The organism is Aureimonas sp. AU40, from assembly GCF_001463785.1.
GTDB lineage: Bacteria > Pseudomonadota > Alphaproteobacteria > Rhizobiales > Rhizobiaceae > Aureimonas.
On the sequence record NZ_BBWL01000063.1, the window covers coordinates 1 to 14,908 of the forward strand.

Genomic DNA, 14,908 nt, shown 5'->3' on the forward strand with positions numbered 1-14,908 from the left:
ACAGCGGAACGGCGGCTTTCCGCTCGATCACACTGAAAGCTGCCGGTCTGCTTTCGGCCCGATTCACCCGGGTCGACAGATGGCGAAGAAGGATGAAAAGCCGATAGTCCGTTTCAAGTCGAAACAGGTGGGAAGCGGACTATCAGGCGGCCTAGAAAGCGGTTGCTCCGAACCAGGCCACATCCAATTCGAAGGACCCATCCGGCTCGATCGCAAAGTAGGCCGTCGTCGTCGCTGCGGCGCTGGTTTGCAGCGATCGGATCGCTGCGGCGGAGGCGGGCAACGTGGCGATGCGCGCCGTCCACGAAGCGAATTCCATGCGCAGCCGCCAGACCTGTATCTCGTCGATCCTGAAGCCGGCTCCCTCCAGCGTCGCCACCCATTCGGATGGTCGATAATCGCGAACGTGGGAGGGGTCGCGCAGAAGCTCCACGGCTTGCAGATGGGTGTCCAAAGCGGCAACCGGTGGTGCGATAACGTCAACGAACACCGCCGTTCCACCGACCTTCAGCACGCGCCGTGTTTCCCGCAGGCCGCAGGCCATGTCGGCCCAGTGATGAGCGGAGAAGCGGCTGGCGACGAGGTCGAACTCACCGTCGGCAAAGGGCAACTGTTCGGCGGGTGCGACCCTTCCCGTCACGTTCGCAAAGGTCCGGCGCGCCGCCTCCCGCTCCACGGCCGCGACCATGTCGGGGGACAGGTCGCAGGCGACCACCGTTCTGGCATGGGGCGCCAGGGCATAGGCGACATGCCCCCCGCCCGTTCCCAGATCCAGCGCCCGAGCCGGACGGCGCGCGGCGGCCAGGGCACGCATCCGATCGAGGTCGGCGCCGCCAGCATGTACGGGGCTGGCGACATAGGCGTCGGCTTGCGGGCTGAACTGGTTGGCGGCAAGGTCGTGCTGGCTAGGGCTCACTTCGTGTCCTCCCATCGGCTGTAGGTGGCGGATGCAGCGCCTCGTGCGAGAATGTGCCCCTCCATGGCGTTCGCCATGAGGTCGCCCGTGAACCCATCGGGCAGCGCGAGACGCTCGATGTCGAGCGCGAAAACCTCGACGACGTAGCGATGCGGTCGCTTGTCGTTGCGCGGTGGGCAGGGACCGTCGTAGCCGCCATAGGGACCCGCCATGTCGGGTTTGGAGGCTAGGAAGCTGGCGTAGACATTCGACCCACGCACGCCGTAGCTTGTCGGACCGGTCGGTTTGCCGCCTTTGGTGAAGCCGTCGCTGTCCTCGCCTTCTCGGAGCGAGCGCCTGTCGGCCGGGATGTCCGCCAAGACCCAATGGTCAACGCTGATGCGCGGCGCATCTTTCGCGATGACGACGCCGGGCTGCTCGATCTGGTCGAGCGCCGCAGGCACGTCCGGGTCCTGCATGCGCAGGGCATAGGACTGCGTCCCTTTCGGTCCTGCGGACCACGCGACGGCAGGGCTGATGTCGGCTGGGTTCGTGCCGGCGGACGGACAGAAGGCGTGACGGTCCGGCATGATCCCGTTCGACACCCCATTGCCCAGTGAAACGGTGAGATCCGTGGCCGACGCCGCCGTGACTAGAAAGAAGGGGGCGGCGAAGGCGAGGACGGACGCAAAGGTCGAGGCGCGCATGGGCTGGCTCCGGGTGGATTGGACACCGAAAAGCTACCTGCCGCAGGGCATGCGAGGCGGCCGGAAACGATCAGGAATGCGCCGGAAACGATCAAAACGATTTCGATGGTTCCCTCTGGCGATGGCGGGCGCTCGAGGGCCCTTCGCCGTACAGGCGACGGTAGTGCGCGGCAAAGTGCGAGCGCGACGCGAAGCCGGTGGCCGCCAGCGTGTCGGCGACGTCGGCACCGCGCTCGGATAGCAGGATGCGGGCCGCAGCCAAGCGCTCGGACAGGAGGAGTTTTGCGAAGCTCTGGCCTTCGGCCACCAACCGGCGCCGCAGGGTTGCCGCCGAGCAGTCGAGGTGTTGGGCGACCTCGGCTACGGTCCAGGGATGGTGCAGGCGATGCCGCACGATTTGACGGAGGGCATCGACGGTCGACTGCCCGGCGTATTTGGGGGTCAGCGACAGCGCGCCCCGTTCGGCCAGCACGAGAACCAGTTCGAGAAAGCGATGCTGTGCAAGTTGCGGCGAGATAGGATGGCGGATCGCTCGATCGTCCGCTCCGAACGCGTGGAGCAGCACATCAACAAGCGTCGAATCCATTGGGAGGAACCTTGGCTCGAACGTCGATCGGCCAACGAACTGGGGCCAGCGCCGGGCGGCCTCGACGATCAAGGGGCGCGGCAGGCGGACGAAGAGGGCGCGGTATTGGCCGGACGCGGGGTCGGGCAGATTGGTGACGTCCATCGTGACGCCCGCGCTCGCGACGAAGGCCTCCCCAGGATGATAGGTCGTCTGGTCGATGCCGAACCGGACCTCCTTCGTGCCTTCGAGCAGCAGGACGAGCCCGTCGCTGGGAAGTGTCATCGCCTTGAAGTGTTCACGGTGGCGGGCGACGAAGGCGTAGACCGAGGGAACATCGTTCTCACGCCCGAGTGAGCGCGTATCGCGGCGCGCGAGAGGCAGGAGCCGCTTCCATGGTTCGCCTTGGGAGCCCTTTTGAACGTTCATGAACTCGACGACCCAGCCTGTTAGCTGGAAGCACCCTACGCCAAGCGAGTGCGCATGTCCGCTGTTGGGACGTAGTGATCACGGGATCGAACGTCTGAGAGGGGGCAAATGCAGAACGGCAGCTTTCACGTCCGTTTTGCAAAAAGCGGACAGGAAGCTTTCGGCCCTTTGGAACATTCGGGATGTCTTCCGGCTCGCGCGCTTCCTGCCTGGATCGTGGGCTTAACCTTTCCGCTTGAACGCCCGCTTCATGTTCCGTTTGGCTTCGGCCAGAACACCCTTCACGACTTCAATCCTGTTGGCGCTTAGCCGGTCTGCAATGTCCTCGCCGACCATGCGGTAGACGGTCGAGATCTGCGAGCGGATTTCGTTGCCGGACTTCGTAAGGGTGACCGTGTTGCCATCGATCTCGACCAAGTTCCGGACCAACAGCCGTTCATAGGCCTTCGCAGCGATGAGCCGACGCACACCAAGTTCATCGGCGGCCTCCGTGAGATCGGTGGGGGCGCGGGGGTTGAGCGCGAGCATGTAATCGTCTTCACCCGGCGAGAGGGCGATGGTCGCCAGATGCATCATGAGCAGGTCACGGGTCAGCTTCGAGACCTCGATCATCGAGAGCGCCAGGGCTTCCTTCTCGGCGTCCGTAATAGGACTGGCTTCGAGAACGGTCGGGAACATGGCTTCACCTTTCCTGGAAATTGCTTGAGCACAGTTGTCGGACCTTAAGCTGGCACAGGGCTGGAGGGACGGCGCAGCCCATTACTTTTGGGGATTGCATCACTCGAACTTCCGCTGACCGCAGCGTTCCGCGAACGTTTCTGCCAGCGTCTCGTGATAAGCCGTGAAGGTCTGTCCAAAGAGTACGTCTCGTTCGTCAGGGGCATGCGCGGACAGCCGTCTTTGAGAACAGGATGCAGTTTGCCCGGCTACGATCCGATTGGACCGCAAGCAGATCTGGCATCGGTTCGATCGGAAGCCCAGCTTCATCGCTCCGAATGACACTTCCGCTGGGGTGGCTCCGCTGAACATGCGCCCCGCACCGCATGGAGCCCAGTTGGCCAAGCGCGGTACGGGGTTCCTATGTCAAATTAGGCTCACATCCCGATGCGTTCGTTCTCGACCTTATATGGCTCTCCGGTTGCCGCGGCTTTCACGAACGAAAGGGCGGACGAAACCAGCGATCCGCCAGGCGCGTCCCAGTACTCGGCTCCCTCGGCACTGACCTTGACCAGGACGGTGTTCGGATCCTCCGGTCCTTCCGGGAACCACGCCTCAACCCCGGCGTCCCACATCTCCTTCAGTTTTGCGACGTCGCGCACGATCTCCGCCCGGCCATTAACGGAAACCCACTCGCTTCCGGAGGCGTACGTAACGTTGACGCGCGACTCGCGACCGATCTGCCGGGCCTTGCGCGTGTTATCGTGCGACACGAACCAGAGTGTCCCATCGAACTCGCGTTCCACCACCGCCATGGGACGCGACAGCATCTCGCCGTCCTCACCCCTCGTGGTGAGCATGCAAATCTTGTTGGCGGCAATCATCTTGCCGACTTTCGTTACCGCTTCGGCGTGGTTCTGATCGGGCGGCGAGAGGGCTTCGGTCACTGAACGTCTCCGTGAACGTTGGGCTGGGTTGGGTTGGCCTAAATCGAAAGCGCTCCGGTCTTAGAGGTCACAATGGCCTGAACGTTCACGATCCGCTGACACAAATACAGATCCCGTTTGGTTTGGTTCCCGAAGCCTTTGGGCATAGCAACCGAGACTTTGCGTCGCTGTCTGGCCCGTCTTAGCGTCTCAAATGAGTCGATAGCGGAATAGCCGCTTTCATCGCGATCGGCTCGGAAGCTGCCGGTCCACTATCGACGCGCAGCGGCGTTGTTCGTTGGTCAGGATGCCACGGCATCGCTTCCTCCTCTCGCTTGGCTGCGAACTCACTTCCATTCCGTGCTCATGATCCCATCCAAGCGGAAATCGCTCTAGCACGGCGGGGGGCCAGAGGTGTTGGCACCCCGCTCTCCCCGTCGGCGTCGCCTAAACCCATCCGCCCGCAAGCCGACAGGGGCCGCCCGACCATCCGTCCGGCCGCTGCCGCCGAGCGACGCGCTTCGGCCTTGCGGCTTAAGGTCAGCTTGCGGCTCGCGGGACCCTCTCTTTACACAGGCTCGGAAAGGGAACTCGAGGACCTTATGCCATCAACAAGTCTGCAACCAAGCCTGGAGGGATTCGAGCACGCCGGTTGGGTCCAGCCAACCCCTGGCTTTCGCCTCTGGCACACCGCGCCCGGACCGGTGGACCAAGTGCAGATCTTTGGCCAGCGATGCAGCGGAACCAACGTCCTTCGCAAGCTCGTCTCCGCCAATTTTGGGGCCGAGGCGATCACCGATTTTTACGGGTTCAAGCACTGGTTCGTCCCCGAACAGATCCTGTTTCCAGCCAACGTTCTCATCATGGTCGTGGCGCGCGATCCGTTCGACTGGATCCGCAGCCTGCATCGCCAGCCCTGGCACGCTCATCCCGATCTGAAGACGCTGGCCTTCTCCCAGTTCCTGCGAGCGGAATGGCACAGTTACTGGGACGCTGAGTTCGGCGGGATCGAACCGCGCCATCCCCTGTTCGGCCGCGAGATGCTGCACGAGCGCGATCCCGCGACACGGCTCCGGTTCGCGAACGCGCTGCGCAAGAGGGCGGCGAAGCTGCGGTCGTGGAGCGAACTGACGACACGATGCAACCATTTGGCGCTGCTCGACCAGGCCGTCCTCGCATCCACGCCGCACGTGGTGCTCGACGCGCTCGCGCAAGCGCTCGGCCGCGCACATCCGGCGGACCTCACCGCGCTCCAATCCTACAAGGGCAACGGGCTTACCCCGTTCCAGCCTCGGCGGTACGACCCGCTGACGCCCGAAGACGTCGATTTCGTGCGCTCACAGCTCGATCCCGACGTCGAACACCTGTTCGGCTACGACATCGCGCGCCCGGTCTAGAGGTTGTTCCGGAACATGAACAGGTCTTGTGTCGGATCAGCGCAAATCTTGCTGACGCTGTGGATGACGTCGCTTACTCATCCCTTCGGGTCGTCCGCTCCGAACGGACGGCGGGCGTCGCCGGTTTTGCCGGCAGCACCGCTCCCGCCTCCATTCGGTCCCTACCCGGCAGATCGGTACGGGTGGAGGAAGGCGTGTCTATGCTCCAGAACAGGCTCCAGGAGATGTCGAGCATGAGCGCGTGCGATTCCGAAATAGCATTCGACGCAACGCCGCAGCAGACGCTCCAGGTCGGGGCGCAGCGTCGAGCAGCGCTTCTGGGGCAGCGTCCCGTCGTGGTCTGGCTGACCGGCCTGTCGGGCGCCGGAAAGAGCACGATCGCCGATCAGGTTGACCTGCGGCTTCATGACCTGGGCTTTAGCACTGTCGTGCTGGACGGCGACAACCTGCGCCGCGGCCTGAACGGCGATCTCGGTTTCACCGACGGCGATCGAAGCGAGAATGTCCGCCGCGTCGCCCATGTCGCTGACATGATGGCGGATGCAGGTCTGATCGTCATCGTGTCGCTGATCTCGCCCTATCGTCGCGACCGGGACGAGGCCAGGCGCATCGTCGGCGCTGTCCGGTTTCTTGAGGTCTTCGTCGATGCGTCGATCGAAACCTGCGCCCGTCGCGATCCCAAAGGCCTCTACGCCCGCGCGCGGTCCGGCGCCCTGCGACTGTTCACCGGGATCGGGTCTGATTACGAGCGCCCGCTCGCGCCGGACCTGCACATCCCTTCGGACCGGCTGGACGCACCATCCTCCGCTCGCCTCCTCCTTCAGACGCTGCTAGACGGCCGCTTGGCGCTCCCAGCCTCCGACGCGGCGACCCAGGCGCCGTCAGGACGCGCGCCCTAGAGCGGTCGCCCGCCAGAGCGATGACAATGGTTCCAATCGGTTCGAAAACCACTCTAGCTTCTGCCATCAGTCGAAAGCTGAATAGCAGCTGTGAATGCCCCCGGGATGCAAGTGGTTTTTGTCGGGTGGCACGATGTCGGATGCTGCCATCTGTCGGGCCTCCGGATGCAGCCATCAGGCTACGGGCGCGTATGGGAGTTCGTAGACTGGATCCAAAACAGCTTTTTTCGCTTGATCGCGCTCTGCCATTCCTTGGTTCTTCCAGCCCTGTCTCACTGAGCGTTGTGCCATACCTCCTTCGCCGAGCTCGCGTCCCGACGGCCTCTGACGACGAAGGCAGATCCAACCGCTCCCCCTGCCGTGTCTCAAGACATCACGCGGTAAGTCGCGCCTCGCAGCGCTGTGCTTGCATCCGATACAACACCTCGAACGCCTCGAACCCCATGGGTTTGCCGAAGAGATAACCCTGCGCTTCGGCAACGCGTCCCTGCAGGTAATCCGCTTGGCCCCGGGTCTCGATACCCTCGGCAATGACATCCAGTCGACACCCTTGGGCCATGCGGACGATGGCATCAACGATGCCTTGATCCTTCTCGTCCGTCTCGATGTCCCGGATGAACGATCGATCGATTTTCAGCCGGGTTATGGGAAGCTGCTTCAACATCGTCAGCGACGCAAAGCCTGTTCCAAAATCGTCGAAGGCGATGCCCACACTCATCGCACGCAACCGGGCGAGGTTGCTTTCGATCACTCGCTCGTTGCGCAAGACGATGTTCTCGGTGATTTCCAACTCCAATGCGCTCGCCGGCAGCCCCGTCGTTTGCAAAGCGTCCTCGACCTCCTCGACGAAGCCGGGTGCCCGCAACTGCGCAGCAAACAGGTTCACACCAATGCGAAAATCATCCCGACCTGCATCCCGTATCTTCATGGCGTCCCGGCAGGCTGTGCGTAGGATCCAGTTGCCCACCGGTAACGCCAGATGCCCCGCCTCCAGGACCGACAGGAAAGCAGCTGGAGACAGCACACCCATATAGGGATAATTCCACCGGATCAGCGCCTCTGCGCCGACAAGACGGCCGTCGGTCAGATCGACCTGCGGCTGATAGTAAAGTTCGAAGTGCCTCTTGTCCCAAGCTTCCTGGAGGTCTTCGGCAACACTTCGCCGCGCGTTTGAAGCGCGCCGTAGTTCGGGCGTAAAGAGTCTGACGCGCGCGCGCCCATTCGCCTTTGCGTCATAGAGGGCAAGGTCTGCACCAGACATGAGATCGGCTATGCTGACGTGCTCGATCTGCGAGGGCATTACGCCGACGCTGGCCGAGATATGCGCGATCTGGTGCTCGATCGTGATGGGCGTCTCGACCGCCTGAATGATCCTTTGCCCGATCGATGTACCCTCCAGAGGGTCCGCGCTACCATGAAGAAGGACGGCGAACTCGTCGCCGCCCAAGCGGGCGATAAGATGGCTCGGATCGATGAGGGTCCGCACGCGCTCGGCGACCACGCGCAGAACCTCATCGCCGCCCGAATGCCCGTACGCGTCATTGACGCTTTTGAAGCCATCCAGATCGAAGACAACGAGCGAGAAGGGCAAGCCGCTCGCTTTGTTCTGCTCAACTAGTTCGGCGAGGGTGTCGTGAAAGCGGGGACGGTTGGCAAGGCCAGTCAACGCATCGGCGAAAGCGAGCGTTCGAATACGGGCCTCGCTGCGCAGACGCTCGCTCTGATCGCGAAAGGCGATGACGGTTTGCAGCCGTCCCGCCAGCCGCACGTCGCTGCGCAGCACGCGAACGGGTACGAGATCGCCGAACACCGAGACGAGATCGGCATCCACTTCCTCACGCTCAGGCAGGCTCAGGCAATCGAATTTGGGCACGAGCGTGCTGAGCGCCATGCCCGACAGATCGTCCCGCCGGAAACCTGACAGCTTGGCAAGGCTATCGTTGGCGGTGATGATCCGCTCGTCCTCGCAGATCGCCAAGCCCTCCAGTGCAAGGTTGGCCAGTTCTCCCAGCCGGACGCGCTCGGTACGCAGCTTGATTTTGGCGTTGAGGGTTAGGCGAACGCCAATAACGGAAACGGACAGGAGACCAAACGAAACGATCGCGACAACCGGGGCGAGATGCTCCGGTGCAACCGTCCAAGCGGGTAGAGGAACGCCTGGGTCGAACGTCAAGCGCATTGCGGCCATGCCGCCAAGATGCAGGATGGCGATAGCCGACACCAGCAAGGGTGCACTCATCAAGTTGACCACACGCTTTCGCTCGACGGACGCAAGCGTCGCCAACCCAAACAGCGGCAGGCTGACCAAGATGGTTGTCGCAACGAGTTCGTGGTCCCACTGGACATGGCCACGCACGACGTAGGCCGCTTGACCGACATAGTGGAGAACCGTAACGCCGAGGCCGATCACGACGCCGCCACCACAGCGTCGCCATCGCTCACGCCGTCCGAGCGCCAACATCAGTCCGGCCCCGATGCCCAAAATGGCCAGCACGAGCGAGAGCGCCGTGGTGACAGGCTCGAAGCCAGACTGCATTCCGGGCTGAAAAGCGAGCAACGCCACCATGTGGGTCGCCCAAGCCGTGCAGCCGGCAGCCACCAATGACAGAACAGCCCATTTGCGGCGTGCGGCGCCCTCGCAACGTCCCGCCTGACGCGCAACCGAGAACGATCCGTGCACACCGATCACGCAAACCACCGCTGCCAGCGTCAGTAGAGCCGGATCGTTCAGGATGCCAAGGCAGGTGAGGACTAGATCCACGCGGAATACCTCCAGCGCAGAACGTTAGAGGACCGAAGTTAAGGACTCAGCCGGTCGTTCTTTAGGATTGTGTGCGGATGTTAGTCGAAACGAACTCTATGCGCAGCCGCCAGACCTGCACATCGTCGATCCGAAAGACGGATCCCTCCAGCCTCGCCACCGATTCGTATGATCGATAATCGCGAACGTGGGAGGGGTCGCGCAAAAGCTCCAAGGCTTGCAGATGGGTGTCCAGAACGGCAACCGGTGGTTCGTGCCAGCGGGCGGACAAAAGGCGTGACGGTCCGACAGGATTTCGTTCGACACCCCATCGTCCAGTAAGACGGTGAGATCCGTGTCCAAAGCCGCCGTGACAAGAAGGAAGGGGGGCGTAGAGGCGGATGCCGATCACCAGGGGACGAGGCCGTTCTCGTCGGAGAAGGTACCGGTCGGGCCATCCTCGCCGAGCAACGCAAGGCGAACCGGCTCACGCGCGCCTTCCTCGACGCTACGGGTGCCGTTGAAGTTGTTGAGCCCGGTGGACGTGAACCCCGGACAGGCGGCGTTGACCTTGATGTTGGTGTCTTCGAGTGCAAGCGCGAAGGCGAGCATGACCGCGTGGGCTGCGGTCTTCGATACGGAATAGTTGCCGAACATCCGCCGATGGGCGTTCGATGGGTCGGAGTTCAGCGTCAGCGATGCTCCCGAGCTGCCGGTGATGACGATCCGACCGGCGGGTGCTTCGCGCAGCAGCGGCAACATCGCCTGGGTCACCGCGATGACGCCGAAGACGTTGGTTTCGAACACCACCCGCACATCATCGATGGGTGTATCGACCAGCAGGTTGGTCTTGACCGCCTCACCGAACGACTGGTTCGGCTTGGAGCGCGAAATGCCGGCGTTGTTCATCAACACGTCCAGGCGGCCGAACTCGCTTCGGATGCGCGCGGCTGCCGCGTCGATCGATACCTGATCTGTCACGTCGATCTGCACGGCGCGGGCACGGCCGCCGACGTCCCGGGCGGCGGCTTCGCCCTTCGCCAAGTCGCGTGCGCCGACGAGGACGGTCAATCCCTTAACGGCCAGTTCCTTGGCGATCTGGAGGCCGATCCCCTGATTGGCCCCGGTCACGAGCGCAACGCGATCTTCTGTCATGCTGTCGATCCTTGCATCCCTAGTCAGATGGGCAGGCATTCGATAGAAACGGAACGCCCGTCCGCTTGCTTATACGGAACGGTGTTCCGGTTAGCAAGGGTGGTGATTGTGGCGCGAAGCGAAGATCAGGCAGCAGAGGGAGAAACGGGCGGTCGTCGCGTCCGCGCCGATGCCCGCCGCAACATCGGCACCGTCGTGCAGGCGGCGCGGGAAGTCTTCGCCACGTCGGGAATCGATGCGCCGATGCGGGACATTGCGGAGAAGGCTGGTGTCGGCGTAGGGACGATCTACCGTCACTTCCCCCAGCGTGCCGATCTGATCGCCGCCGTCTTTCGCCACGAGGTGGACGCCTGTGCTGCCGAGGCCCCAACTCTGCTCGAACGGTTCGAACCCGGGGAAGCGCTGGACCGTTGGATGCAGTGCTACGTCGATTTCATCGTCGCCAAGCGGGGCCTGGCGTCGTCGCTCTACTCCGGTGGTTCAGCCTACGAGGCGTTACCTGCCTATTTCGACCGGCATCTCGAACCCGCCCTGCAAGGGCTGCTCGACGCGGCTGTGGCTTCCGGCGAAGTGCGGGCGGATGCCCGCCCGCATGACCTGCTGCGCGCCGTGGCTCATCTTTGTCGCGTGGGAAGCAACCAGGATCCGGCGCAAGCGCGCTTGCTGGTATCGCTGCTGGTGGACGGGCTTCGCTACAGGGCTTCCCGATAAGGAACGTGAAGTAGGAAAGCTCGTGCTGCGCTCCAACGACAGGCCGAAGGCGGCTTCCCCGTTCCCAAAAATCGTTCCTGAAATGCGCTTTTTCAAAATGGTCCAACGGAAACGGATATCTCTTGTGAAGGTTTTCACACAGCCGCCTCTTCTTCGATCGTCAAGTCACGCAGCAGCGTATGGATTTGATCGCCGCTGAGATACGACGGATCGAAGCCGCTGGATGCACCGATGCCAGCGAACCGAGCGGCGTCCGTGGCGGACGTGCCGACGAAACCCATAGCCCAGTTCGGGAAGCTGCGGCTCTCAATCGGGTCGAGCGCAAGCAGCGAAACGTCGCCATGCCGGTCGTCCTGCTGAATCCGTTCGAACGTGGCCTCGACGTTTTCGAGCGGACCTTCGAGGACCTGCGCGAAACAACCGGCGTTGAAAAGCAGTGCTCCGGTAATCTGGTCACGGGTGTTGTTGGTTCGGCTCTTGGCCAGAATGTCCGCGACATTCGCCGTGAAACTGGTGCTGTCATCGGATAGGTGGTTGCGGCTGTAGTAGACGAGCCGGTGCAAGCCTTGGTTCATAGAGGATCTCCATTCCTGTCGGCGTTGGGCTTTTCCAGAAAGGCCGCGATCAGATCCGCCGCCATGGGACGGCCTGTCAGGTAGCCTTGAACATGGGTGCAGCGTTTGCTTCGAATGCGTGCAAGCTGCTCGGCGGTCTCCACGCCCTCGGCCGTGATGGCCATGCCAAGACTGGCGCCCAGGCCCGCGACTGCACGGAGGATCGCTCTGCTGTCGGCATTCGCGCTGGCAACGAACGAGCGGTCGATCTTGATCTTATTGAACGGGAATTTCTGCAGGTAGCTCAGTGACGAATACCCGGTGCCGAAATCGTCCATCGAAATTTTTACGCCAAGATCGCGCAGCGCATGAAGGGTCGCCAGGACGTTGTCCGTGTCATCGAGAAGAGCGCCTTCGGTAATCTCGATCTCCAGTCGATGGGCCGGCAGTCCGGCCTTATTCAGGGCGGAGGCGACAGTCTCTAGAAGTGCGTCTGCCTTGAACTGCAGGGGTGAAACGTTGACCGCTACGATCATGTCACTGGGCCAGGACGCCGCCTCGATGCAGGCTGTGCGAAGCACCCATTCGCCGATCTTGACGATCAGACCGTTTTCTTCGGCCAGTGAGATGAAGTCGAGGGGCGGGATGTTGCCTTTGAGCGGATGCTTCCAGCGAAGCAGCGCTTCGAAGCCGATGCAGCTGTCGTTCTTGAGATCGACGATGGGCTGGTAGTTCAGCTCGAACTGCTTGAGTGCCAACGCCCGCCGTAGGTCGATTTCCATCTCACGACGCTTGTGAAGAAGGTCGTCCATGCCGGGTTCGAACATTCGGTATCGACCGCGTCCGGCGCGCTTGGCCTCGTACAGGGCCAAATCTCCGTTGCGCAAGATGTCGCGAGGCTGGCTCAGGCTGCCTTGTAGCGCGACGCCGACGCTCGCTCCGATATTGATCGTATGGCCACTCAGAACATAGGTTCGTCCGATAAGGTCGACGATGCGGGCCGCGAGCTTCTCCGCTTCTTTTGCCTCTCGAACGTCGTGCTGAAGAACGACGAACTCGTCGCCGCCCAGGCGCGCAACGATGTCACCCTTTCGACACGCGCTGGTGAGGCGATCGGCGACCTTCTTCAAAAGGAGGTCTCCGATCGCATGTCCGAGCGTATCGTTGATCATCTTGAAGCGGTCGAGATCCAGGCAGTGAACGGCAATTGTCGGACCTGCACCCTGCACGAGTGCAGCCGCTAGGTGCGCCATGAACATGTTGCGCTTCGCAAGCCCGGTCAGATCGTCGAGGTCGCTCGCGATGGCAGGCGGTTCTTGTCCCGTCGACGGCCTCAGGTCGAACACGAACTGGCCGCCTCCCAACGGTGTCAGCAGGGCGTCGTAGGCGACGTCCTTCTTCGTTGTGACAACCAACGACGACGGTTCGATCGTGCTCATGTTCGAGAGCGCGAAATCCGGAAAGACATCGATGATGTTGAGACCAATCATCCATCCGCCGAAAGAGGCTTCTGCCGAGGCGTTGGCATAGGTCAGGTTACCATCGGCACCAGTTGCGAACACCGGATGGGAAAGACTTTGAAGGATGCTCTCGAAGCTGGGCATGTCGAGCCCGCGTGGTCCTGACACCGGTGGCACCGTAGCGGCAACGTTCATGACGTCCTCCTTGTCATCACTACAAAGGGTGGGACTTCGTAAGGAACAGTTATCATGCAAGGAAACGATAAGCAGACCGTTTCAACCTATGACTGTTTCTGACTCCACAGTTGATGGCGCGTTTACGACAGTCCTGCCGTCTTGCTTTCAGGGTAGGACGGTTCACCGCTGGCGGTGTCTCGTTAGGTCTTGAGCTCTTCCCCGACCATGCCTCTTTGCGCCTGCTGCGCAAGCCGTGGGTTTATGAATTCAAGCGGCTCTTGCGGTGCCGGTGCTGCAACGATGCACCCATCTTCGAAGTGTCGTCTACGGAATGTGAGCTCGGCGGCACACTCTCTTCGAAGCTGCTTCTCGGCCTTCGGCCCATCCTCGCCCACGCTACTTTTCTCATGAAATCAGGCAACCTGCATCTTGGCGATCGACCGGGCAGCTTGCTCAGCTTCCCGATGAGCCTGTCGGAAGTAGCTCGTCAGGCTGGGCTGCATTCCGACCAGCCAAAGTCCGGGCACTGAGGTTTCGCCGAGCCAACGTCGCAGGTGTGGACGGCCAAGCCCGTCGAATGCGTCCAGTTGGTCGAGCATTGGAGGCAGTGCCGATGCATACCCGACGGCGGCGATTACGATCTCGGGTGCCACCGTCGAGCCGTCAGCCAGCACCACGCTTGACGACGAGAATCCCGTGACCTCCGCGACCACGGCGATCTGCCCTCGTTTGATCGCCTTCACCGCACCGTCGTCGACGGCGATCGCGACGTCATTCTCGGTCAATCGTGTCGCAGCGTCGAACCGTCCCGGTGGAAAGCCGTGTCGGGTGAGATCCCCAAACGCGATCCTCTGCGTCCACCCGATAAGGCGATCGACGAGCGGGATGGGAAGGGCAGCCATGAGCGGCGACAGCCGATGGACCGCGAAACCACCGAGACGTTTGGGCAAAAGCCCGGGCGAGCGCCGAAGCGCCAACCAGACAGGCCCGGTCGCAACGCGGCTGAGATGATTGAGAACGTCGAAGCCTGAATTGCCACCGCCGATCACAAGGACGGATCGTCCGACATAAGTTCGGGCATCGCCGAAGTCGGCTGCGTGGAGGATTCTCCCCGTGAAGCTCTCGACGCCCTTCCATTGCGGGACGGACGCGACTGCATCCCGTCCTGTTGCCACGACTACGGACTTGGCGTGGAGAGGGCCGACATTCGTGGCGATGACGAACCGCCCATCCGTCTTGGCTAGGGATAGGACTTCGACGCCGTAGCGGATTTCGAAGCGATGCCGATCCCGAAACGCCTTGAGATGCGCAATCACGGCGCTTCGTTTGGGAAAGGCTCCGGTTCCGGGGGGATAGCTGAGTCCCGGCAGCGACGAGAGCGAGCGGTGTGTGTTCAACGTCAGCTGCGGATGGCGTCTTTCCCAAGTTGCCCCGATGTCGCTTTTCTTCTCGAGAACGAGCGGCTCGATGCCGTGCCGGCGCATTGCGTGAGCGGCTGTCAGCCCGGCCAACCCCGCTCCGATGATGACGACGTTTCTGACGATGGGTTCTCGGCTCATGAAGATCCGCTTGGGGGACGACGGGCGATGATTGACTATGCGCCTTCACCGTGAAAAGCGAACCGTCGATCGGCGTG

The 14,908-nt window shown here is 62.3% G+C and carries 13 protein-coding genes; 3 read left to right on the forward strand and 10 right to left on the reverse strand.

Annotated elements, in window-relative coordinates:
• Positions 1–151: 151 nt before the first annotated feature.
• The 5 genes from AUL32_RS23945 to AUL32_RS23965 all read right to left on the reverse strand — a co-directional run bounded on the left by AUL32_RS23945 (position 152) and on the right by AUL32_RS23965 (position 4,200).
• Entirely contained in the window at positions 152–916 is a 765-nt protein-coding gene (locus AUL32_RS23945) for a class I SAM-dependent methyltransferase (RefSeq protein ID WP_244493292.1), read from the reverse strand.
• Entirely contained in the window at positions 913–1,602 is a 690-nt protein-coding gene (locus AUL32_RS23950) for a YbhB/YbcL family Raf kinase inhibitor-like protein (RefSeq protein WP_061979018.1), read from the reverse strand. Before AUL32_RS23950 ends, AUL32_RS23945 begins: the two co-directional genes overlap by 4 nt.
• A 91-nt stretch (positions 1,603–1,693) precedes the next feature.
• On the reverse strand, positions 1,694–2,596 hold the full coding sequence (locus AUL32_RS23955; protein WP_061979017.1) for a helix-turn-helix transcriptional regulator: 903 nt from the start codon (positions 2,594–2,596) through the stop codon (positions 1,694–1,696).
• 222 nt (positions 2,597–2,818) lie between these two features.
• Positions 2,819–3,274, reverse strand: a complete 456-nt coding sequence (locus tag AUL32_RS23960) for a hypothetical protein (protein WP_062120993.1) — start codon at positions 3,272–3,274, stop codon at positions 2,819–2,821.
• A 416-nt stretch (positions 3,275–3,690) separates the two neighbouring features.
• Positions 3,691–4,200, reverse strand: coding sequence for a pyridoxamine 5'-phosphate oxidase family protein (locus AUL32_RS23965; RefSeq protein WP_202814455.1), 510 nt, complete (start codon positions 4,198–4,200; stop codon positions 3,691–3,693).
• A gap of 506 nt (positions 4,201–4,706) precedes the next feature.
• On the opposite strand from AUL32_RS23965, the gene AUL32_RS25800 reads away from it, so the two are divergent.
• On the forward strand, positions 4,707–5,576 hold the full coding sequence (locus AUL32_RS25800) for a hypothetical protein (protein WP_202814456.1): 870 nt from the start codon (positions 4,707–4,709) through the stop codon (positions 5,574–5,576).
• 182 nt (positions 5,577–5,758) lie between these two features.
• Positions 5,759–6,475 carry an adenylyl-sulfate kinase gene (cysC, locus tag AUL32_RS25805; RefSeq protein ID WP_244498041.1) on the forward strand — a complete coding sequence of 239 codons (717 nt, stop codon included), beginning with the start codon at positions 5,759–5,761 and terminating at the stop codon, positions 6,473–6,475.
• Positions 6,476–6,848: 373 nt separating this feature from the next.
• On the opposite strand, the gene AUL32_RS23980 is transcribed toward cysC, so the two are convergent.
• Entirely contained in the window at positions 6,849–9,236 is a 2,388-nt protein-coding gene (locus tag AUL32_RS23980) for a bifunctional diguanylate cyclase/phosphodiesterase (protein ID WP_156421615.1), read from the reverse strand.
• Positions 9,237–9,623: 387 nt separating this feature from the next.
• Positions 9,624–10,370 carry an SDR family NAD(P)-dependent oxidoreductase gene (locus AUL32_RS23985; protein ID WP_062121004.1) on the reverse strand — a complete coding sequence of 249 codons (747 nt, stop codon included), beginning with the start codon at positions 10,368–10,370 and terminating at the stop codon, positions 9,624–9,626.
• Between the two features lie 108 nt (positions 10,371–10,478).
• Between AUL32_RS23985 and AUL32_RS23990 the strand changes: the two genes are divergently transcribed.
• Positions 10,479–11,081, forward strand: coding sequence for a TetR/AcrR family transcriptional regulator (locus tag AUL32_RS23990; protein ID WP_244498042.1), 603 nt, complete (start codon positions 10,479–10,481; stop codon positions 11,079–11,081).
• Positions 11,082–11,215: 134 nt separating this feature from the next.
• Here AUL32_RS23990 and AUL32_RS23995 read toward each other — a convergent pair whose 3' ends face one another.
• From AUL32_RS23995 to AUL32_RS24005, 3 genes are all read right to left on the reverse strand, one after another.
• The gene (locus AUL32_RS23995; protein WP_062121010.1) at positions 11,216–11,656 is read right to left on the reverse strand and encodes a BLUF domain-containing protein; all 441 of its coding nucleotides are present in this window, start codon (positions 11,654–11,656) and stop codon (positions 11,216–11,218) included.
• Positions 11,653–13,290, reverse strand: a complete 1,638-nt coding sequence (locus AUL32_RS24000; RefSeq protein WP_062121013.1) for a putative bifunctional diguanylate cyclase/phosphodiesterase — start codon at positions 13,288–13,290, stop codon at positions 11,653–11,655. Before AUL32_RS24000 ends, AUL32_RS23995 begins: the two co-directional genes overlap by 4 nt.
• A gap of 395 nt (positions 13,291–13,685) precedes the next feature.
• Positions 13,686–14,831, reverse strand: coding sequence for a flavin-containing monooxygenase (locus tag AUL32_RS24005; protein ID WP_062121016.1), 1,146 nt, complete (start codon positions 14,829–14,831; stop codon positions 13,686–13,688).
• Between the last annotated feature and the right edge of the window lie 77 nt (positions 14,832–14,908).

Excerpts from the sequence above, each read along its gene's own strand:
- AUL32_RS23950 (WP_061979018.1), bottom strand. The coding sequence starts at position 1,602 with ATGCGCGCCTCGACCTTTGCGTCCGTCCTCGCCTTCGCCGCCCCCTTC.
- AUL32_RS24005 (WP_062121016.1), bottom strand. The coding sequence starts at position 14,831 with ATGAGCCGAGAACCCATCGTCAGAAACGTCGTCATCATCGGAGCGGGG.
- AUL32_RS23985 (WP_062121004.1), bottom strand. The coding sequence starts at position 10,370 with ATGACAGAAGATCGCGTTGCGCTCGTGACCGGGGCCAATCAGGGGATC.
- AUL32_RS24000 (WP_062121013.1), bottom strand. The coding sequence starts at position 13,290 with ATGAACGTTGCCGCTACGGTGCCACCGGTGTCAGGACCACGCGGGCTC.
- AUL32_RS23960 (WP_062120993.1), bottom strand. The coding sequence starts at position 3,274 with ATGTTCCCGACCGTTCTCGAAGCCAGTCCTATTACGGACGCCGAGAAG.
- AUL32_RS23995 (WP_062121010.1), bottom strand. The coding sequence starts at position 11,656 with ATGAACCAAGGCTTGCACCGGCTCGTCTACTACAGCCGCAACCACCTA.
- AUL32_RS23955 (WP_061979017.1), bottom strand. The coding sequence starts at position 2,596 with ATGAACGTTCAAAAGGGCTCCCAAGGCGAACCATGGAAGCGGCTCCTG.